At 67.6% G+C, this 19,552-nt stretch carries 16 protein-coding genes; 8 read left to right on the top strand and 8 right to left on the bottom strand.

The features are described from left to right. Positions 1–188 precede the first annotated feature (188 nt). The gene (locus ACOQOP_RS00825) at positions 189–2,150 is read left to right on the top strand and encodes a hypothetical protein (RefSeq protein ID WP_420564417.1); all 1,962 of its coding nucleotides are present in this window, start codon (positions 189–191) and stop codon (positions 2,148–2,150) included. Here the strand turns inward: ACOQOP_RS00825 and ACOQOP_RS00820 are convergent. The 7 genes from ACOQOP_RS00820 to ACOQOP_RS00790 form a co-directional block, all read right to left on the bottom strand. Next, positions 2,112–3,032, bottom strand: coding sequence for a ribokinase (locus tag ACOQOP_RS00820; RefSeq protein ID WP_420564416.1), 921 nt, complete (start codon positions 3,030–3,032; stop codon positions 2,112–2,114). The two genes, ACOQOP_RS00825 and ACOQOP_RS00820, sit on opposite strands and share 39 nt — an antisense overlap. Before the next feature lie 93 nt (positions 3,033–3,125). Then, positions 3,126–4,229 (bottom strand): ABC transporter ATP-binding protein, encoded by a 1,104-nt coding sequence (locus tag ACOQOP_RS00815; RefSeq protein WP_420564415.1) that lies wholly within the window; start codon positions 4,227–4,229, stop codon positions 3,126–3,128. Then, positions 4,222–5,262, bottom strand: a complete 1,041-nt coding sequence (locus ACOQOP_RS00810) for an ABC transporter ATP-binding protein (RefSeq protein ID WP_420564414.1) — start codon at positions 5,260–5,262, stop codon at positions 4,222–4,224. The genes ACOQOP_RS00815 and ACOQOP_RS00810 overlap by 8 nt, the downstream gene beginning before the upstream one ends. 4 nt (positions 5,263–5,266) lie before the next feature. Beyond that, positions 5,267–6,214, bottom strand: a complete 948-nt coding sequence (locus ACOQOP_RS00805; protein WP_420564413.1) for an ABC transporter permease — start codon at positions 6,212–6,214, stop codon at positions 5,267–5,269. Further along, positions 6,207–7,196, bottom strand: a complete 990-nt coding sequence (locus ACOQOP_RS00800) for an ABC transporter permease (protein WP_420564412.1) — start codon at positions 7,194–7,196, stop codon at positions 6,207–6,209. The genes ACOQOP_RS00805 and ACOQOP_RS00800 overlap by 8 nt, the downstream gene beginning before the upstream one ends. A gap of 89 nt (positions 7,197–7,285) precedes the next feature. Further along, positions 7,286–8,878, bottom strand: a complete 1,593-nt coding sequence (locus ACOQOP_RS00795) for an ABC transporter substrate-binding protein (protein ID WP_420564411.1) — start codon at positions 8,876–8,878, stop codon at positions 7,286–7,288. A 210-nt stretch (positions 8,879–9,088) separates the two neighbouring features. Next, positions 9,089–10,330: a NupC/NupG family nucleoside CNT transporter gene (locus ACOQOP_RS00790; protein WP_420564410.1), complete on the bottom strand. Its 1,242-nt coding sequence runs from the start codon at positions 10,328–10,330 to the stop codon at positions 9,089–9,091. A gap of 132 nt (positions 10,331–10,462) precedes the next feature. Between ACOQOP_RS00790 and ACOQOP_RS00785 the strand changes: the two genes are divergently transcribed. The 7 genes from ACOQOP_RS00785 (at position 10,463) to ACOQOP_RS00755 (ending at position 18,668) form a co-directional block, all read left to right on the top strand. Then, positions 10,463–11,257 (top strand): VOC family protein, encoded by a 795-nt coding sequence (locus ACOQOP_RS00785; protein WP_420564409.1) that lies wholly within the window; start codon positions 10,463–10,465, stop codon positions 11,255–11,257. 200 nt (positions 11,258–11,457) lie between these two features. Next, positions 11,458–12,720, top strand: coding sequence for an MFS transporter (locus ACOQOP_RS00780; RefSeq protein WP_420564408.1), 1,263 nt, complete (start codon positions 11,458–11,460; stop codon positions 12,718–12,720). Beyond that, positions 12,717–13,127, top strand: a complete 411-nt coding sequence (locus ACOQOP_RS00775) for a hypothetical protein (RefSeq protein ID WP_420564407.1) — start codon at positions 12,717–12,719, stop codon at positions 13,125–13,127. Before ACOQOP_RS00780 ends, ACOQOP_RS00775 begins: the two co-directional genes overlap by 4 nt. A 46-nt stretch (positions 13,128–13,173) precedes the next feature. Further along, positions 13,174–14,094 carry a glutaminase gene (locus tag ACOQOP_RS00770; protein WP_420564406.1) on the top strand — a complete coding sequence of 307 codons (921 nt, stop codon included), beginning with the start codon at positions 13,174–13,176 and terminating at the stop codon, positions 14,092–14,094. Between the two features lie 108 nt (positions 14,095–14,202). Continuing rightward, the gene (locus tag ACOQOP_RS00765; RefSeq protein ID WP_420564405.1) at positions 14,203–15,585 is read left to right on the top strand and encodes an aspartate aminotransferase family protein; all 1,383 of its coding nucleotides are present in this window, start codon (positions 14,203–14,205) and stop codon (positions 15,583–15,585) included. 362 nt (positions 15,586–15,947) lie between these two features. Next, a complete protein-coding gene (locus ACOQOP_RS00760; protein ID WP_420564404.1) occupies positions 15,948–17,777 on the top strand; it encodes an ABC transporter ATP-binding protein in 1,830 nt (609 codons plus the stop codon). Positions 17,778–17,840: 63 nt separating this feature from the next. Continuing rightward, positions 17,841–18,668, top strand: a complete 828-nt coding sequence (locus ACOQOP_RS00755) for an SDR family NAD(P)-dependent oxidoreductase (protein WP_420564403.1) — start codon at positions 17,841–17,843, stop codon at positions 18,666–18,668. 7 nt (positions 18,669–18,675) lie between these two features. On the opposite strand, the gene ACOQOP_RS00750 is transcribed toward ACOQOP_RS00755, so the two are convergent. Beyond that, positions 18,676–19,521, bottom strand: coding sequence for a flagellin (locus ACOQOP_RS00750; protein ID WP_420564402.1), 846 nt, complete (start codon positions 19,519–19,521; stop codon positions 18,676–18,678). Between the last annotated feature and the right edge of the window lie 31 nt (positions 19,522–19,552).

The raw sequence follows: 19,552 nt of genomic DNA, 5'->3' as shown, positions 1-19,552 counted from the left end.
CCTTTTTGTGGGTTGCTACCCCCCGCTTATCCGATCGCCGCGAGGCCCCACAAGCCCGCACGTGCCGCTCAATTGCTGGCTGTAGACATGCGCGTGGCTCTGGCGGCGATATTCGTCTAACGTCTATACACAGTGAGCGGGCGATTTCTTCGCCTTCTTCAATCTGCACCGGTCCGCGGAGCCTCACTGTGAGCAATGACACACCTGCTTCCACCGGGATTGGGTCGAAGGCGGTCGACTGGACGCTTGCGACCATCGCCGGGATCGTCAGCTTCGTCCTGATGCTGAAGCTCGGCGCGTTCCATGCTACCCCGCCGGACTCCCTGGACGGCGCCTGGCAGGCCGCCCTGCAGTTCGCCTGGCTCAACGACCTGCAGATCGGCCGCGACATCGTCTTCCCGCACGGGCCCTACGGCGCCTTCTACGCCCATCTCTACCATCCCGATCTGGTCGGCCTTTGGTATGCGATCCGCCTATCCCATGCGGTGGTCCTGGCGATCGCCCTGGTCTGGACGCTGCGGGTGGTCGCCGGGCCAGGTCTCGGCTGGCGGGTTGTGGCCTGCGGCCTCGCCCTGATCGCCGCCGCCGCGATGGTGCCGGGGCCGGACGGGATCTGGATGCTGGCACCCTTTCTGCTGATCGGGCTCGCCATCGACACCCGCAACACGCCGCCGCTGCTGGTGGGGCTGCTGGTGGCGGCGATCGCGCTGGCGACCCTGGCCAAGTTCTCCTTCCTGGTGATGGGGGTGACCGCCCTGATCGCCTGGAGCGTGGCCGCCGCCTTCCGGCGGGACCCCATGGCCCTGCTCGCCATCCCGCTCTATGTCGCCGCTGTGGTGCTGCTCTGGATCGCCGCCGGGCAGGAGCTGTCCGGTTTCGTCGACTGGCTGCGCGTCTCCTTCCAGGTCGGCAGCGGCTACGGGGCCGCCATGTCGCTGACCAGCAACCGGTACGACCTGTTGGTCTACGGCGCTCTCGTCGTGCTTCTGCTGCTCGGGATCTGGGTCGGGTTCCGGTCGCAGTCCAGCCTGGTGGTGAAGGGCATCGTCCTGCTCGGCTGGCTGGCCCTGTTCATGTTTGTCGCCAAGGCCGGCTTCGTGCGCCATGACGGCCATGCGGTTTTCCCGTTCGAGATGGCCGTGGCCGCCGCCGCCCTGGTCGTGGCCCACGGCCTGCCTCCGCGCAAGGGGGCGGGACAGGTCTTCGCCCTGCAGCTTCTGGTTCTGGTCGGGGCCGCGGGCTGGCTGACGGTTGCCCATACGCGCCTGACGCCGAGCGGCCACACGATCGACAAGCAGATCGCCGGCCGGATCGTCCATGCGCCCGCGTTGCTGCTCGAGATCGCCAATGACCTGCTGTCGGAGCATGGCAAGGCGGCCCATTACCGCGATTATGCCGACAAGTCGCGCGCGCTGCTCGGCGGCCCGCATCCCCGGATCGCCTCGGCCACCTCGATCGACGTCTATTCCTACATGATCGCCCCACCGATTCTCGCCGGCCTTCCCTACCATCCGAGGCCGGTGATCCAGTCCTACCAGTCCTACATGCCGGCGCTCGCCGAGCGGGACGTGAAGGATGTCCGCCGCGACGGGGCGGAGGTCTACGTCCTGCAGGTCGGCAGCATCGACAACCGCCCGCCCCTGGCCGATGGCGGACATCTCTGGCCGGAATTCCTGTCGCTGTACGATCCGGTCGACGAAGTTCCCCTGGGCCTGCTGATCGAGCGCCGGGCCGAGCCCGTGCCCCTGGAGACCCGCAAGCTGGTCCAGGGCAGGAAGACCTACAACCGCTGGATCGAGCTGCCCGCCCCGAACCCCGGCGCCATCCTGCAGGTCAAGGGCGGCATCCGCCCGACCCTGCTCGGTCGCGCCTTCGGACTGGTGTTCAAGCCGCCGCAGCTCACCATCACCCTGCGCCGGGCCGATGGCAGCGAGCAGACCCACAGGCTGGTGCCGGGACAGCTCGACGCAGGCTTCCCGGTCTCACCGCTGGTGACCACGCCGCAGGAGGTGCACGCGCTGTTCGAGGGCGAAGCCGCCGGCGCGCCGGTGGTCGCGTTCCAGATCAATGCGGGCCAGGTTCAGCAGGCGTTCTGGGGCAGCGACTTCCCGCTAACCGTCACCGAGATCCACCGGCCGGGCCAGGGCTGACAGCCGGCCCTCGATCTCGGCCGCGTCGGGCAAGGCCGCCGCCGCCCCCGGCCGCGTGCAGGTCAGCCCCGCCGCCACCGAGGCCCGGTGCAACGCATCGGGGAGTGCCAGCCCGGCATCCAGGGCTGCCGACAGCACGCCGACGAAGGCATCGCCCGCGCCGACGGTATCGACCGCCTGCACCGCGAGCGTTCCGACCCGGTAACCGCGCCCATCCGGCGTCACCGCGATCGCACCCTCGCCGCCCAGGGTGACGACGCAGGTCAGACTGTGGTCGCCGGCGAGCTTGCGGGCCGTCCCGACCGGCGGCGCCTCGGTGCCGGCGAGCAGGGCCGCCTCGCCTTCGTTCAGCACAAGTACATCGACATCGGCCAATACCCCGGCCGGAAGCACCCGTGCCGGCGCAAGGTTCAGCACGGTGCGGGCACCTGTCCTGCGGGCGGCGGCCAGTCCCTCCACCACCGCCTCCAGCGGGATCTCCATCTGGCAGACCAGCGTGTCGCCGGGCTTTAGCCAGGCGGGGTCCAGCATCCCCGCCTCGACCGCCAAGTTGGCGCCGCTTCCGACCACGATCTGGTTCTCGCCCGAGCGCTCGACCATCACCACCGCCGTGCCGGTGGCGCCGGGGACGGTACGCACACCGGACACATCGCAGCCCGCAGCCTCCAGCGACGCCAGCACCGACGCTCCCAGCCCGTCCTCCCCCACGCAGCCGACGAACCGCGTCCGCGCCCCGGCCTTGGCGGCGGCACTCGCTTGGTTCGCGCCCTTGCCGCCTGGAAGCTGCACGATCTCGCGGGTCAGCACGGTCTCGCCCGGTGCCGGCAGCCGGTCGAGATTGAACAGCAGGTCGAGGTTGAGCGAGCCGAAGACTGTGATCATGCGAGAAGACCTGGTGCGGATCCGGACCGGCCAACGGTGGCGCCTCGGACGGCCCCGCGCAAAAGAAAACGGCGCCCGGAGGCGCCGTCGTCGTCAGGCCAGCCCTTCCGGCCGGGCCGGCGGAGCGAGCGCCGGGCCATCGGGGATGCGGCCTTCCTCGATGCCGTGGCAGGCCACGATGGCGCCGTCAGGCAGCGGGCGCGGCATCGGGATCTCCGCCCGGCAGCGCTCGTTGGCGAAGGGACAGCGCGGGTGGAAGGTGCACCCCGAGGGCGGATTGATCGGGTTCGGCACCTCGCCCGCCACCGGCATGCGCTCGCGGCCGGTCATGTCGAGGTCCGGGATCGTGTCCAGCAGCAGCCGCGTGTAGGGATGGCGCGGCGTCGTGAACAGGGTCTTGGCCGGCGCGACCTCGGCCAGCTTGCCCAGATACATCACACCGACCCGGTCGCTGATGTGATAGACGACCGCCAGGTTGTGGCTGATGAACAGATAGGTCAGCCCGAACTCGCGCTGCAGGTCCTTCATCAGGTTCAGGATCTGCGCCTGCACCGACACGTCGAGCGCCGAGGTCGGCTCGTCGCAGACCAGGAACTCCGGCTCCGAGGCGAGCGCGCGCGCGATCGAGATGCGCTGGCGCTGGCCGCCGGAGAACTCGTGCGGATACTTCTCGCCGTCGCGGGCGTTCAGCTTCACCGTCTCCAGCAGGTCGCCGACCCTCGCGTCGATCGCCGCCTGGCCCTTGGCAAGGCCGAAGGCGCGGATCGGCTCGGCGATGATGTCGCGCACCCGCCAGCGGGGATTGAGGCTGGCATAGGGGTCTTGGAAGATCATCTGCAGGCGGCGGCGCATCGGCGCCATCTGCTGGCGGGTCAGGCCGGCGATGTCGCGGCCCTCCAGCTCGATCGAACCGGCGGTCGGCCCGTACAGGCCGACGATCAGACGGGCGACCGTGGACTTCCCGCAGCCGGACTCGCCGACAAGGCCGAAAGTCTCGCCCTGGCCGATCTCGAAATCGATCCCGTCGACCGCCTTCAAGGTCTGCTTGGGCTGGCGCTCGATCATCCGGTTCAGCCATGGGGCCGACACGTCGAAGTGACGCTTCAGGCCCTGGACCTTGAGCATGGCGACCTCATGGCCGCCCGCATCCCGGATCTTGGCGCGCGCCTCGCGCTTCTTGGCGACCGCTTCAGCCATTGTTCTTCTCCAGCACCGCATCGGCCTTGGTGTTGGCCACCAGCGTCTTCGACGCGTCCTTGTTCCGCCCGTCCTCGCCGTCATACAGCCAGCACGCGGTCCAGCTGTCCTCGATCGGCAGCAGATCCGGTCGGACCGTGCGGCACTTGTCGAAGGCGTGCGGGCAGCGCGGGTTGAAGGCGCAGCCGGTCGGGATGTCGGTCAGCCGCGGCATCGAGCCCGGGATCTGCTCAAGACGCTCGCTGTCGTGGCCGATCGACGGAATGGACCCCATCAGGCCGTGGGTATAGGGATGCTTGGCGTTCTTGATCACCTCGCGGACCGGGCCGATCTCGGCGATCCGGCCGGCATACATCACCGCCACCCGGTCGGCGGTCTCGGCGATGACGCCCATGTCGTGGGTGACCAGCATGACCGCCGTGCCGTGCTCGCGACACAGGCGCTTCAGCAGGGCGATGATCTGCGCCTGGATCGACACGTCGAGCGCGGTGGTCGGCTCGTCGGCGATGATCAGGCGCGGGTTCACGCAGAGGGCCAGCGCGATGACGACGCGCTGGCGCATGCCGCCCGAGAACTGGTGCGGATACTGGTCGATCCGCCGTTCCGGTGCGGGGATGCCGACCTCGGTCAACAGTTCGATCGCCCGGGCCCGCGCCTGGGTCGGCGACAGGTCGGTATGGGTCTGGATCGTCTCCACCAGCTGGCGGCCCACCGAATAGAGCGGGTTCAGGCTGGTCAGCGGGTCCTGGAAGATGGCGCCGATCCGCTTGCCGCGGATCCGCCGCATCTTCTCGTAGGGCAGATTGTCGATCCGCTCGCCCTCGAGCAGGATCTTGCCGCTGGCGACCCGCCCGGGCGGTTCCAACAGGCCGATGATGGCGGCCCCGGTCATGGACTTGCCCGCACCGGACTCTCCGACCACGCCCAGCACCTCGCCCTCGTCGATGTGGAGCGAGATGTCGTTGACGGCCGTCAGCGTGCCCTTGCGGGTGGGGAACTCTACGACGAGGTTTTCGACTTCAAGCAGAGGCATCGGATCAGCGCAGCTTCGGGTTCAGGGCGTCGCGCAGCCAGTCACCCAGCAGGTTGACGGCGAGCACCAGGATGGCCAGGGCGGCGCCGGGGAAGATCGTGATCCACCACTCGCCGGAGAACAGGTAGTCGTTGCCGACACGGATCAGCGTGCCCAGCGACGGCTCAGTCGGCGGCAGGCCGACGCCGAGGAAGGACAGGGTCGCCTCGGCGATGATCGCGAGCGCGAGCTGGATCGTGGCGATGACCAGCACCGGGCCGAGCACGTTCGGCAGGATGTGGCGCCACATGATCAGCGACGGCCGGATGCCGATTACATGGGCCGCCTGGACGTATTCCTTGTTGCGCTCGACCATGGTGGAGCCGCGCACCGTGCGGGCGTACTGCACCCAGTTCGACAGGCCGATCGACAGGATCAGCACCGCATAGGCCAGGTCCGCCTGGTTCTGCAGTTCGATCACGCCGCGCAGCACGCCGTTGATCAGCAGGGCGATCAGGATCGACGGGAAGGAGAGCTGGATCTCGGCGACGCGCATGATGAAGGCGTCCACCGCCCCGCCGACAAAGCCCGAGATCAGGCCCAGGCCGACCCCCAGGATCAGCGCCAGGATCACGCTGGCGAAGCCGATCAGCAGGGAGACCCGGCTGCCATAGATGATCGCCGACAGCACGTCGCGGCCCTGAATGTCGGTGCCCAGCAGGAAACGGGGGTCGCCGTCCTCCATCCAGGCCGGCGGCAGGGAGGCGTCGAGCAGGGAGATCGACGCCAGGTCGAACGGATTGTGCGGCGCCACCAGCGGCCCGAAGGCGGCCATGAAGAAGTACAGGAAGGTGATCGCCGCGGCGACGATCGTCACCGGCGAGCGGGTGAAGCTGTACCAGATGTCGCCGTCGAAGAATCGGCGCAGGCCGTCCATGATGCCGGAGCCGGAGGTCATGTTGGTATCAGCCATGGCCGCTGGCCTTTCCGGTATCGACGCGCAGGCGCGGGTCCACAACATAATAGAGCATGTCGACGATCAGGTTGATCACGACGAAGAAGAAGGCGATCAGCATCAGGTAGGCCGCCATGATCGGGATATCGACGTTGGTCACGGCCTGCAGGAACATCTGCCCCATGCCCGGCCACTGGAACACCGTCTCGGTGATGATCGCGAAGGCGATGATCGAGCCGAGCTGCAGGCCGGTGATGGTGATCACCGGAACCAGAGTGTTCTTCAGCGCATGGCCGAAATGGACGGCGCGGTTGGTCAGCCCCCGAGCCCTGGCGAACTTGATGTAGTCGGTGCGCAGCACTTCGAGCATCTCGGAGCGCACCAGACGCATGATCAGGGTGAGCTGGAACAGGCCGAGCGTGATCGACGGCATGATCAGCGACTTCCAGCCGTCGATGGTCAGGAACCCGGTCTTCCACAGACCGATATCGACCAGCCCGCCACGCCCGAAGGAGGGCAGCCAGTTGAGCTGAACCGAGAAGAAGAAGATCAGCAGAATACCGATCAGGAAGGTCGGCAGGCTGATGCCCACCAGGGAGACGGACAACAGGACCTTGGAGAGGAACCCGTCCCTGTTCAGCCCGGCATAGACTCCCATGGGCACCCCGACCAGCAGCGAGAACACCGCCGAGACGAAGGCCAGTTCCAGGGTCGCCGGCATGCGCTCGACCAGCATCTCGGCGACCGGGCGCTTGTGCTGGTAGGAGACGCCGAACTCGCCGGTCGCGGCCTTGGAGATGTAGCGCCCGAACTGGACCAGGAACGGATCGTTGAGACCGAGCCGCTCCCGCAGCGCTTCGCGTTCGGCGATGCTGGTCTCGATGCCGACCATCTGGTTCACCGGATCGCCGACGAACCGGAACATCGAGAACGACACCAGCGCCACGAAGAACATGACGAAGAGCGATTGGATCAACCGTCTTAGAATGAAAGCGACCATAGGGCGCGCAACCTGAAACCGAACAAGGTCAAAATCAATGGTCCTGGTCCGCGCTCAGGCAGACCAGGACCGGTTTAGTATCCGACGCGTCAGTCCACTTTGACGTAGTTAAGCATGAACTGGTTGTCGGCGCGCTGCACAAGCGAAATATTGCTGCGCTTGCCCCAGGCCAGGGCCTGCTGGTGCAGCGGGATGTAGCCACGCTCGTCGTGCAGGATCTGATAGGCCTCGCGGATGTAGTCGTTCCGCTTGTCCTGGTCGGTCTCCGACAGCACCAGGTCGGTCAGCTCGTCGAACCGGGCGTTGGAATAGCCGCCGTTGTTGAACTTGCCGCGGCCGCTCTCGTGGTCCGGGGTGCCGATGATGTTGAACATCACGTTCCAGCTGTCGAACGAGCTCGGGGTCCAGCCCAGCAGGTAGAAGCTGGTGTCGCGCTTCGGCGCCAGGATCTTGGCGAAGTACTGCGCCTTCGGCTGGGCCAGAAGGTTCACCTTCACGTCGATGCGGGCCAGCATCGCCACGACCGCCTGACAGATCGCCTCGTCGTTGACGTAGCGGTTGTTCGGGCAGTCCAGGGTGATCTCGAAACCGTCCGGATAGCCGGCTTCGGTCAGCAGCTTCTTGGCCAGCTTGGCGTCGGCTTCCAGGCGCTTGAACTCGTCGGAATACTTGAACAGCAGCGGCGAGATCATCAGGGCCGACGGGGTCGACAGGCCGCGCATCACCTTCTTCTGGATCAGCTCGACGTCGATCGCGCGGTAGAACGCCTCACGGACGCGGACGTCCTTGAACGGGTTCTTGCCCTTCACGCTGGAGTGCAGAAGCTCGTCGCGCTCCTGGTCCATGCCCAGGAAGATCGTGCGCAGCTCCGGGCCACCCAGGACTTCGGTGTTCGGGTCGTTCTCCAGGCGGTTCATGTCCTGAACCGGCACCGGATACATCATGTCGATCTCGCCCGACAGCAGGGCGGCGACGCGGGTGGAGTCGGAGCCGATCGGGGTGAAGATCACCTCGGTCAGGTTGTGCTCCTTGTTCGCGGAATCCCACCAGCCCTCGTACGGGACCAGGACGGTCTTCACGTCGGTCTCGCGCGACTGGATCATGAACGGCCCGGTGCCGTTGGCGTTCCGGGTGGAGAAGTTCTCCTTGCCGGCGGTGACGTCGGTCGGATCCTCGGCACCGTTCGCCTCGGACCATTCCTTGTCCATGATGTACCAGGTGCCCCACTCGTTCACGAGGGTCGGCATCGGCACTTCGGTGACGAAATCGACGGTGTAGTCGTCGACCTTGACCACATCGACCACGCCGGCCAGGCGGCCCTTGAGGTCGGAGCCGTCCTTGCGCACGCGCTCGGCGGAGAACAGCACGTCGTCGGCGGTGAAGTCGTTGCCGTTCTGGAACTTCACACCCTGACGCAGCTTGAAGCGCCAGCGGGTCGGCTCGACGATCTCCCAGCTCTCGGCCAGGGCCGGCTCGATCTGCAGGTCCTTATCCATCCGGATCAGGCCCTCGTAGATGTTGCCCTGCAGGCTGAGGGTGAAGGTCTCGCTCAGCGAATACGGATCAAGCGACTGGGCGTCGCCCTGGAAGGCCCACTTGAAGGTCTTGGCATCCGCCGAGGAGGCGCCAAAAGCCCCAAGCACTGCGGCCGCCGTGGCGGCGGCCAGCAAAGATTTACGCATACAAATAGCTCCCACGTGTGTGCCAATGGACGACGGTCCAACACGTAGCCGATCCGAAAAGGCAGAATCGAAACGGGTGAGGCCGGCGTTCGCATCGTTGGCGCCGGGCCCCCGGCCCGCCGCGTCGGGGGGACTTAACCGGGGGAGCGCAAGCGCGTCAATGCGCGCATGCAGCACTTTTGGTTCGGATTGCACATTTCTTACAGCGTTTCAGATCAGCCCCACAACCGCCCCGGTCGACAGCGTCGAGAGCGTCCCCGCAACGAGCGATTTGGGCGCCAGCCCGGCAATCTCCCCGCGCCGACCGGGCAGGATCGTCGCCAGTCCTCCGATCATGATGCCGAGGCTGCCGAAATTGGCGAAGCCGCAGAGCGCGTAGAGCATGATCAGTTCCGACCGCTCGCTGAGCGTCCCTTCGGGCAGCTTGGCGAGTTCCAGATAGGCGAGCAGCTCGTTCAGCGCGGTCTTGATGCCCATCAGCCGCCCGGCCTCGCCCGCCTCGGCCCAGGGGATGCCGATCAGCCAGACCAGCGGGCTGAACAGCCATCCGAAGATCGTCCCCAGGGACACCGGCTGACCCTGGATGTCGGGCAACAGGCCGAGCAGCGTGTCCACCAGGCTGACCAGGGCGACCATGACCAGCAGCATGGCCAGAATCGACAGGAACAGCTTCAGCCCCTGCTCGGTGCCCTGGGTGATCGCGTCCATCAGGTTGGCCGCCGGCGACACGATCTCCAACTCGCCCGGTGTCGGCGGGCCCTGGCGCGGCACCATGATGGCGGCGATGGCGATGGCCGCCGGCACGCTGATGATGGAGGCGGTGATCAGGTGGCCGATGGCGTTGTCGATCACCGGGGCGACGAACCCGCCATACAGGGCGAGAACGGTGCCGGCGATGGTCGCCATGCCGGTGGTCATGACGATGAACAGCTCGCCCCGGTCGAGCCGGGCCAGGTAGTCGCGGGCCAGAACCGGCGCCTCGACCATGCCGAAGAACACGTTCGCGGCGCAGGCCAGCCCGACCGGCCCGCCGACCCCGAAGGCCCGCTCCAGCGCCGCCGCGAAGCCGCGCACAATCCAGGGCAGGATCCGCAGATGGATCAGCGCCGAGGTCAGGGCGCTGACCACGATCACCAGCGGCAGCGCCTGGAAGGCCAGCACGAAGGCGGCCCCGGGATAGCTCTCCTCGAACGGCAGCGGGGCGCCCCCCAAATAGCCGAAGACCAGGGAGGTGCCGGCCTTGGTCGCCGACTGCAGGGCAAGAAAGGCGTCGTTCAGGGCGGCCACCGCGTCGCGCAGGATCGCCAGTTTCAGCATGGCGAGCGCCAGGCCGATTTGCAGCGCGATGCCGACCAGCGGCACCCGCAAGCCGACCGCCCTGCGTGCCTCGCTTAGCATCCAGGCGATCGCGAAGATCGCCAGGAGCCCGATCCCGGAATGAAGCTGCGCCATGTCACCCCCGCGTTCAGCGCATCGCTTGGCTCCGCCGCACCAGGGCTGGCGGACCCGCTCAGGATTTCTACGTTGCCAGGCAAGGGCCGTCGACCCCAGGGTTGGCCCCAGACGCCTATAGGGAGACGCCCGATGTCCACGCCCCGCGATATCGACCACATCGTGGTCATGACCCGCGACCTCGCCGCCGCTCAGGCCGCCTGGAGCGCCTGCGGCTTCACCTGCACGCCGCGGGCGGTGCATCCCTTCGGCACGGCGAACTCGCTGATCCAGCTCCAGGGCAATTTCGTCGAGCTGCTGGAAATCGACGATCCGAGCCGGATCGAGGAGGCGGAGGGCGACCGGTTCTCCTTCGCCGGCCATAACCGCGACTTCCTCGCCGAGAGAGGCGAGGGCATGTCGATGCTGGTGCTGGCCAGCGACGACCGCGACGGCGATCTCGCCGACTGGCGGTCCAAGGGGCTGCAGGTCTACGCGCCGTTCGATTTCGAGCGCCAGGCCAGGCAGCCGGACGGGTCGAGCCAGCGGGTCGCCTTCTCGCTGGCCTTCGCCTCGGAGCCGAGCCTGCCGGGCCTCGGGTTCTTCACCTGCCAGCAGCACACGCCGGAGGTGTTCTGGAAGCCGGACTACCAGGTCCATGCCAACGTCGCCCAGCGCATCGCCGCGGTTCAGGTGACCGCCCCGGACCCGGAGGCCGCCGACGCCTTCCTGCGCGGCTTCTCCGGCGGACGGCGGACGACCCATATCGCGCTGGACCGCGACGCCCTGACCCTGGAGGTGGGTGCGCCAGCCTTCCCCGAAGTGACGATCCGCGTCGCCGACCTGGAGGCGGCCGCCGCCCACATCCCAGCCGCCCGGCGCGAGGCCGACACGCTGATCGTCCCGGCGGAGCAGCTGAACGGGGTGCAGGTGCGGTTCATGCGGTGACCCGGCGATTGTGGCTAGGTCCTGACTTGCGTCAGGACGACGGATGAATTTTCCCGCCCCCTCCCCGTCGTCCTGACGCAAGTCAGGACCAAGCCACCGGCGCCAGGGCAACTTCCTACGCCACCGCCCCTCCCCCGCCACCCATCTCGACACCCCGCAAGCGTCCGTGGTCTAAGGTTCGCCCAAACAAGAGGCCGCCAATGACCCAGACCGTTCCCCCCGCGCATCCCACGATCGCCCGCCTGCTGCTGGTCGTCTTCATGCCCTTCGCCGGCGGGTATTTCTTGTCCTACCTGTTCCGCTCCACCAACGCGGTGATCGCGCCGCAGCTCATCGCCGAGATCGGGCTGGACGCGGGCGATCTCGGGCTGCTGACCAGCACCTACTTCCTCGCCTTCGCCGGGTTCCAGCTTCCGCTCGGCCTGCTGCTCGACCGCTACGGGCCGCGCCGGGTGCAGTCGGTGCTGCTGCTCTCCGCCGCCCTCGGCGCCACCCTGTTCGCGCTCGGCGACTCGCTGATCGCGCTGGCCATCGCCCGGGGCTTCATCGGCCTGGGCGTCGCCGGCGGGCTGATGGCCTCGTTCAAGGCGATCACCCTGTGGTTCCCCAAGCAGCGCTGGCCGCTGATCAACGGCTGCTTCATGGCGATCGGCGGGCTCGGCGCCGTCGCCGCCACAAGGCCGCTGGAGATGGCGCTGCACGTCACCGACTGGCGCGGCGTTTTCCTCGGTCTCGCCGCGGTCACCGTGCTGGTCGCGCTGACCATCCGGCTGGCGGTGCCGGAGCGTCCGATCCACGGCGCCGGCGACACCCTTGCAGAGCAGATCGCGGGACTGAAGCGCGTCTTCGCCGACCTGCTGTTCTGGCGTGTCGCGCCGCTGACCGTGACCACCATGGCCGCCAACCTGGCGATCCAGGGCCTGTGGGCCGGGCCGTGGCTGCGCGATGTCGGGGGCATGGACATCCAGGGCGCGGCCGACGCCCTGCTCTGGCTCGCCGCGGCGATGACCGTCGGCTTCGTGCTGACCGGCATGATCGCCGACTGGAGCACCCGGCGCGGCATCCCCCTGTCCCGGGTGATCCTGGTGCTGACCACCCTGTTCATGGCGAGCCAGGCGGTGATCGTCTTCGAACTGGCCCCCACCAGCGTCCTGCCCTGGGTGGCGTTCGGCCTGTTGGCGAACGGTGCCGCCCTGGTCTATCCGCTGCTGAACGGCCATTTCCCGCTGGCCCTGTCCGGCCGGGCATCGACCGGTTTGAACACCCTGGCCTTCTTCGGCGCCTTCGCCGGCCAGTACCTGATGGGGGCGGCGATCGACCTTTGGGAGCCGCTGGCGGCCGGCGGCTATCAGCCGGAGGCCTATCAGGCGGTGTTCGGCGGGATCCTGGCGCTGCAGATCCTCAGCCTTCTGTGGTACGCCTTGGCCGGGACGGGCCAAAGGAACGGGGACGCAGGCGTTTGATCAAGCGCGACATCAAGACGGAGGCCTTCGCCATGGCCTCCTTCATCCTGCAGGTGAACACCATGCGCGCCCTGGTCAGCAAGGGCGTGCTGCGCCGGGACGAGGCGGTCGAACTGGTCGACGAGGCGCGCCGCCAGCTCGACCAGCTCATCGCCGGCAACCGCAGCGACCGCGCGGCCATGCTGGATCGCGAGCTGCTGGACTACGAGGCGATCTTCCGCTACATCGACGAGCATGCCGCCGAGGACCTCCTGCGCACCCTGCGCGACGCCCTCAGCCGGATCCTCGACGAGGACACGGCCGTGGAGGACCTGGCCGAGGAGATCCTGGCCGAAGATATCGTGGTCGATGAGGAGGACGCGTTCGAGAGCGAGACCGGGAATGATCGGAGCGATCGGACCTCCTGACCGTGGTCTACGCTAGACTGCCGCCGATTGCACCGGGGGAAGGGCCATGACACTGGATGACACCGTCGCCAGCATTCTCGACCGGATCCGTCCCGAGGTCGGCCGCGGCCGGGTCGCCGACTACATCCCCGCCCTGGCCCGGATCGACCGGTCGAAGATCGGCATCGCCGTCGCCACGCTCGACGGCGGGTTGCACACCGCCGGGGACGCCCACGAGCCGTTCTCGATCCAGAGCGTGTCCAAGGTCTTCACCCTGTCCCTGGCGCTGGGCAGGATAGGCAGCGACCTGTGGCAGCGGGTCGGCCGGGAACCGTCCGGCTCGGCCTTCAACTCTATCGTCCAGCTCGAGCGCGAGCAGGGCATTCCGCGCAACCCCTTCATCAATGCCGGCGCCATCGTGGTCAGCGACATCCTGCTCGCCCGCGGACGGCCGAAAGAGACCATCGCCGAAATCCTGTCCTTCCTGCGCCGGCTGGCCGATGACGACAGCGTGGCGATCGACGCCGAGGTGGCGGCCTCGGAGGCGGAGACCGGGTTCCGCAACCTGAGCCTGGCGAATTTCATGAAGGCGTTCGGCACGATAGACGGACCGGTCGCCGACACGCTCGACGTCTATTTCCACCAATGCGCCCTGTCCCTGTCCTGCGTGCAGCTGGCCCGGGCCGGGCTTTTCCTGGCCAACCGCGGGGTCGATCCGCTGACCGGACGGCGGATCGTCGCCGACTTCCGCGCCCGACGGATCAACGCGCTGATGATGACCTGCGGGCATTACGACGCCTCGGGCGATTTCGCCTTCCGCGTCGGCCTGCCGGGCAAGAGCGGGGTGGGCGGCGGCATCCTGGCCATCGCCCCGGGCCGCGCCTCCATCGCCGTCTGGTCGCCCGGCCTGAACGACAGCGGCAACTCCCATGCCGGTACCCTGGCGCTGGAAGAGCTCGCCCGGGAGACCGGCTGGTCGGTGTTCTAGCGTCGGGTCAAGGGTGGGGATTCGCCCCCTTTCGCCGATTGATCCGCGTGGTATGCTGCCCGGAAGTCAGTTCCGACGATAAATCAGCTCCCTTTTTTGGAGGACGCCATGAGCTTCCAGCCGAACTCGCCGGCCGCGCGAGACGTAGCCTACGTTCTGCACCCCTATACCAACGCCCGGGCCCACGAAGAGAACGGCCCGATGATCATCACCAAGGGTGACGGCGTCTACGTGTACGACGACGGCGGCAAGCAGTACCTGGAAGCGATGGCCGGCCTGTGGTGCGCGTCGCTGGGCTTCAAGGAGGACCGGCTGGTCAAGGCCGCGACCAAGCAGCTCGAGACCCTGCCCTACTACCACACCTTCGCCCACAAGGCGCACCTGCCCGGCATCGATCTGGCCGAGAAGCTGATCAACCTGGCGCCGGTGCCGATGTCCAAGGTGTTCTTCGCCGGCTCCGGCTCCGAGGCCAACGACACCGCGATGAAGCTGGTGTGGTACTACAACAACGCCCGCGGCCGTCATGCCAAGAAGAAGATGATCAGCCGTATCAAGGGCTATCACGGCGTGACCATCGCCTCGGCCTCGCTGACCGGCACCCCGGTGAACCACCCAGGCTTCGACCTGCCGATCGCCGGCGTGAAACACACCTCCAACCCGCACTACTACCGTTTCGGTCAGGCGGGTGAGAGCGAGGAGGATTTCGCCACCCGCATGGCGCAGGATCTGGAGAACATGATCCTGGAGGAGGGTCCGGAGACGGTCGCCGCCTTCATCGCCGAGCCGATCATGGGTGCGGGCGGCGTGATCGTGCCGCCGAAGACCTATTTCGCCAAGATCCAGGCCGTCCTGAAGAAGTACGACGTGCTGATGATCGCCGACGAGGTGATCTGCGGCTTCGGCCGGACCGGCGAGTTCTGGGGCAGCCAGAGCATGGGCATCAAGCCGGACATCCTGACCTGTGCGAAGGCCCTGTCCTCCAGCTACCTGCCGATCTCGGCGGTGATGATCAGCGAGGACGTGTACCAGCCGATCGCCGACCAGAGCCGCGACCTCGGCGTGCTCGGCCACGGCTACACCTACACCGCCCACCCGGTCTGCGCCGCGGTCGCGCTGGAGACCCTGAAGATCTACGAGGAAGACAACATCGTCGACCACGTGAAGGCGGTCGCCCCGCTGTTCCTGGAGCGTCTGCACGCCCTGTCCGACCACGAGCTGGTGGGCGAGTCCCGCGGCCGCGGCCTGATGGGCGCGGTCGAGATCGTGGCCGACAAGGGCACCCGCGCGTCCTACGACCCGAAGGTCGGCGCCGGTGCGAAGGTCGGCGCGGCGGCCACCGAGAACGGCCTGATCGTGCGGGCCATCGGCGACAGCATCGCCTTCACCCCGCCGCTGATCATCACCGAGAGCCAGATCAACGAGCTGTTCGACAAGATGACCAAGGCCCTCGACGACGCGGCCGGCGCCATCCACAAGGCCGCGGCGGCGTAAGCCGGCCACAGCCTTTACGAATGACGGAGGGGCCCTGCGGGGCCCCTTTCTTTTTGCCCGCCCTTCGCAGGTGCGGCATTCCCGCAACACCGGACGGAAACAAGCCATACGGGCAGCCAAAACAGTGGCCGTCGCGCAGACCTTGTGGAACTATCCGCCCGCAATCGGCGCTGAACCGGCGCCGCTGTCAACGGAGACCCCGATGAACCGCTCGATGCGAAATCTCGCGCCCATTTCCGGCTGACGCCCGGCGCGTCATCGATCGAGCCGCAGGAACCGGTTCTCCCGTCCCTCCCCTCGCTCTCTTCTGCGCCCGGCGTTGTCCCGTTTTCGTGACAACCCTCCCGCACGTGGAGAGCCTTATGTTCCGTCGTTTCAACAATCTGATCGACCCCTTCGCCTCGGACCGGCTGGACCAGCCGCCGACCGGGCTGCTCGCGTTCTATTGGCATTACGTGCGTCAGGTCTGGCCGTGGTTCGCCGCCCTCACCGTCACCTGCGGCCTGCTGTCGATGATCGGTGCGTCGCTGTTCGCGTATGTGGGCGAGATCATCGACCTTATCGGACGGGCCGAGACGCCGGCGGCGTTCTTCCAGGAAAATCTCGGCCTGCTGCTTTGGGTCGGCTTCCTGGTGCTGGTCGCAGAGCCCCTACTCGCCATCCTCCACATGGCGATCGGCAACCAGAGCCTGGCGCCGCCGTTCTCCGGCCTGATCCGCTGGCAGACCCACCGCTACCTGCTGCGGCAGAGCGTGGCGTTCTTCCACAACGACTTCGCTGGCCGGATCGCCCAGAAGGTGATGCAGACCTCGCTGGCGCTGCGGCGCTCTGTCGGCGAGCTGATCGACGCGATCTGGTACGTCACCATGTTCTGGATCTCCGCCCTGGTGATCCTGCTGACCTTCGATCCGCTGACCGCGATCCCGCTGCTGCTGTGGCTGGCGGTCTATGTCGGTGCGCTGGTCTATTTCGTGCCGCGGGTGCAGCGCCGGGCGACGGTGTCGTCCGAAGCGTCGTCGCGCCTGACCGGCCGCCTGGTCGACAGCTACACCAACATCCAGACGGTGAAGCTGTTCGGCCATGCCCGGCGCGAGGACGACTATGCCCGGGTCGGCATCGCCGACCAGCGCGACAAGTTCGCCGAGCTGATGGTCGAGATCTCCTGGTTCCGCACCTCGATCAGCGTGCTGAACGGCATCCTGCTGGTCGGCCACGGCGCCCTGGTGCTCTGGCTGTGGAGCCGGGGCGAGCTCAGCGTCGGGTCCGTCGCGGGCTCGATCGGCCTGATCATGCGCGTGACCACCATGTCGCATTGGATCATGTTCGTGTCGGCCGAGATCGCCGAGAACGTGGGTGTGGTCCGCGAGGGCGCCGACACGATCGCCCGGCCGCGCTCGGTCACCGATCCGGACGGCGCCCCGCCGCTGCGGATCTCCGATGCGGAGATCCGGTTCGAGAACGTCGCCTTCGGCTACGGCGCGGCCCTGCCGGTGCTGCACGACCTGACGCTGACCGTGCGCCCTGGTGAAAAGGTCGGGCTGGTCGGGCGGTCGGGCGCCGGCAAGTCGACGATGATGCACCTGCTGCTGCGGTTCTACGACATCCAGGGCGGGCGCATCCTGATCGACGGCCAGGACATCACCCGGGTCGACCAGGAGAGTCTGCGCGCGCAGATCGGCGTGGTCAGCCAGGACACCTCGCTGCTGCACCGCTCGGTCCGCGACAACATCCGCTACGGAAGGCCGGAAGCCGGGGAGGCCGAGGTCATCGAGGCCGCGCGGCGTGCCCATGCGCATGAGTTCATCCAGCTCCTGGAGGACGGCAGCGGGCGCACGGGTTACGACGCCCAGGTCGGCGAGCGCGGCGTGAAACTGTCCGGCGGTCAGCGCCAGCGCATCGCCATCGCCCGGGCCCTGCTGAAGCGCGCGCCGATCCTGGTGCTCGACGAGGCGACCTCGGCCCTGGACAGCGAGGTCGAGGCGGCGATCCAGGAGCAGCTCTTCAACCTGATGGAGGGGCGCACGGTGATCGCCATCGCCCACCGTCTGTCCACCATCGCGGCGATGGACCGGCTGATCATCATGGATGCCGGCCGGATCGTGGAGGAAGGCACCCACCGCGAGCTGCTGGAGCGCGGCGGGCTCTACGCCGACCTCTGGGCGCGGCAGTCCTCCGGTTTCATCGCCGATTGATCGGCGCGGGGTCCGGGTGTGGCATACTCGGCGGCCAAACTCGACACGCAGGAGGACCCGCCCATGCCCCACCCCGCCATCGCCCGAGACAAGGCCGCCGTCATCACCGGGGCGGCCAGCGGGATCGGCAAGGCGACGGCGGCGCGGCTCGCCAGCCTCGGCATGCGGGTCTACATGCTGGACCTGCCCGGCCGGCCGCTGGACGCCGCACGGGAGGAGGTCGCCGGCCATGCGGCGGAGACCGATCATGTGATCGCCCTGCCCTGCGACGTGTCCGACGAGGCCGAGATGCGCGGTACCGCCCAGCGGGTCAACGCCGTGTCCACCGCCCCGTCCTTCCTGATGAACAACGCGGTCACCCGGGTCGGCGGCGGCATCTGGAACCCTGCCGCCGACTGGCACAAGGCGGTGGACGTGAACCTCTGGGGCGTGGTCAACGGCGTGCGCTGCTTCGTGCCGTCGATGATCGAGGCGGGGGCCAAGGCCCATGTGGTCAATGTCGGGTCCAAGCAGGGCATCACCAACCCGCCGGGCAACACCGCCTACAACGTCACCAAGGCGGCGGTGAAGGCCTACAGCGAAGGGCTGCAGCACGACCTGCGCAACACGCCGGGCTGCCGGGTCAGCGCCCACCTGCTGATCCCCGGTTGGACCACCACCGGCGACCGCGAGCACAAGCCGGGCGCCTGGCTGCCGGACCAGGTGGTCGACCATATGCTGGCCGGGCTGGAGGCGGGGGACTTCTACATCCTGTGCCCGGACGGCGAGACGACGCCGGAGATGGACCGCAAGCGTATCCTGTGGGGTGCGGGCGACATCACCGAGAACCGCCCGCCCCTGTCCCGCTGGGACCCGGCCTACAAGGCGGCCTACAACGCGTTCGAGCCTTAAGCGGCGATTACTGGAACAGGCCGAGCGCGATCTGCGGCGCGTTGTTGGCGATGCCCAGGGTCTGGACTGAGAGCTGCTGGCGCACCTGGGCGGCGTTGAGCTCGGCCGAGGCACGGGCCATGTCCGCATCGACGATGTTGCCGAGCCCCTCCTCCGTCGCGTCCAGGGTCGCCTGGAGCTGGGTGACCTGGAAGTCAAGCGCGCGCAGGTTGGCGCCCAGGCTGCCCAGCGCGGTGGCGACCCGCTCCTCCTCCTGCTCGAAGATGGTCAGCGCGTTCAGCGCATTGGCCGGGGAGGACACGTCCTCGTTGGCCAGCAGCGCGTAGGTGAGGTCGAGCCGCTGGCCGTCGAGCCGCAACGTGCCGCCCTCCAGGTTCGACAGGACGTCCACGTCGCGCACCGTCCCGACCGCCAGGTTGAAGGGGACCGCCACCTCGATCAGGATGTTGACGTCGTTGAAGGTGCTGTTCTCCAGGATCTGGCGCATCTGCTCGACCATCTCGACATAGTCGTTCTGCAGGATCTCCTGCTGCTGCGCCGTGTTGCCCTCGTTTGAGGCCTCGGTGATCTTCTGGCGGATCGAGGTCATCAGGTCGGAGACCGCCGTGGCGCCGGCCAGGGCCACCTTGTTGATGCCCTTGGCGTTGTTCAGCCCCTGGATCACCGCATTGATCGCCCGCACGTCCGAGCGCAGCCCCTGGGCGATGGCGAAGTTGGAGGCGTCGTCCTTCGCCCCCTGCACCTTGAGGCCCGTCGACACCTGACGGCCCAGCTCGGCCACACGGTTCCCGGCCACGTTCAGGTTCCTGAGCGCGGCAAGCGATTCCGGATTGGTGCGAATCGACAGGGTCATGCAGCTCTGCTAGCAAGATATGTGCCGATAC

This window comes from Thalassobaculum sp., from assembly GCF_965223715.1.
Lineage (GTDB): Bacteria > Pseudomonadota > Alphaproteobacteria > Thalassobaculales > Thalassobaculaceae > Thalassobaculum.
Note: the sequence above shows the minus strand (reverse complement) of the source record. Positions and strands in the feature narration are given on the sequence as shown.

Excerpts from the sequence above, each read along its gene's own strand:
- ACOQOP_RS00820 (WP_420564416.1), bottom strand. The coding sequence starts at position 3,032 with ATGATCACAGTCTTCGGCTCGCTCAACCTCGACCTGCTGTTCAATCTC.
- ACOQOP_RS00815 (WP_420564415.1), bottom strand. The coding sequence starts at position 4,229 with ATGGCTGAAGCGGTCGCCAAGAAGCGCGAGGCGCGCGCCAAGATCCGG.
- ACOQOP_RS00810 (WP_420564414.1), bottom strand. The coding sequence starts at position 5,262 with ATGCCTCTGCTTGAAGTCGAAAACCTCGTCGTAGAGTTCCCCACCCGC.
- ACOQOP_RS00805 (WP_420564413.1), bottom strand. The coding sequence starts at position 6,214 with ATGGCTGATACCAACATGACCTCCGGCTCCGGCATCATGGACGGCCTG.
- ACOQOP_RS00800 (WP_420564412.1), bottom strand. The coding sequence starts at position 7,196 with ATGGTCGCTTTCATTCTAAGACGGTTGATCCAATCGCTCTTCGTCATG.
- ACOQOP_RS00795 (WP_420564411.1), bottom strand. The coding sequence starts at position 8,878 with ATGCGTAAATCTTTGCTGGCCGCCGCCACGGCGGCCGCAGTGCTTGGG.
- ACOQOP_RS00790 (WP_420564410.1), bottom strand. The coding sequence starts at position 10,330 with ATGGCGCAGCTTCATTCCGGGATCGGGCTCCTGGCGATCTTCGCGATC.
- ACOQOP_RS00785 (WP_420564409.1), top strand. The coding sequence starts at position 10,463 with ATGTCCACGCCCCGCGATATCGACCACATCGTGGTCATGACCCGCGAC.
- ACOQOP_RS00780 (WP_420564408.1), top strand. The coding sequence starts at position 11,458 with ATGACCCAGACCGTTCCCCCCGCGCATCCCACGATCGCCCGCCTGCTG.
- ACOQOP_RS00770 (WP_420564406.1), top strand. The coding sequence starts at position 13,174 with ATGACACTGGATGACACCGTCGCCAGCATTCTCGACCGGATCCGTCCC.
- ACOQOP_RS00765 (WP_420564405.1), top strand. The coding sequence starts at position 14,203 with ATGAGCTTCCAGCCGAACTCGCCGGCCGCGCGAGACGTAGCCTACGTT.
- ACOQOP_RS00760 (WP_420564404.1), top strand. The coding sequence starts at position 15,948 with ATGTTCCGTCGTTTCAACAATCTGATCGACCCCTTCGCCTCGGACCGG.
- ACOQOP_RS00755 (WP_420564403.1), top strand. The coding sequence starts at position 17,841 with ATGCCCCACCCCGCCATCGCCCGAGACAAGGCCGCCGTCATCACCGGG.
- ACOQOP_RS00750 (WP_420564402.1), bottom strand. The coding sequence starts at position 19,521 with ATGACCCTGTCGATTCGCACCAATCCGGAATCGCTTGCCGCGCTCAGG.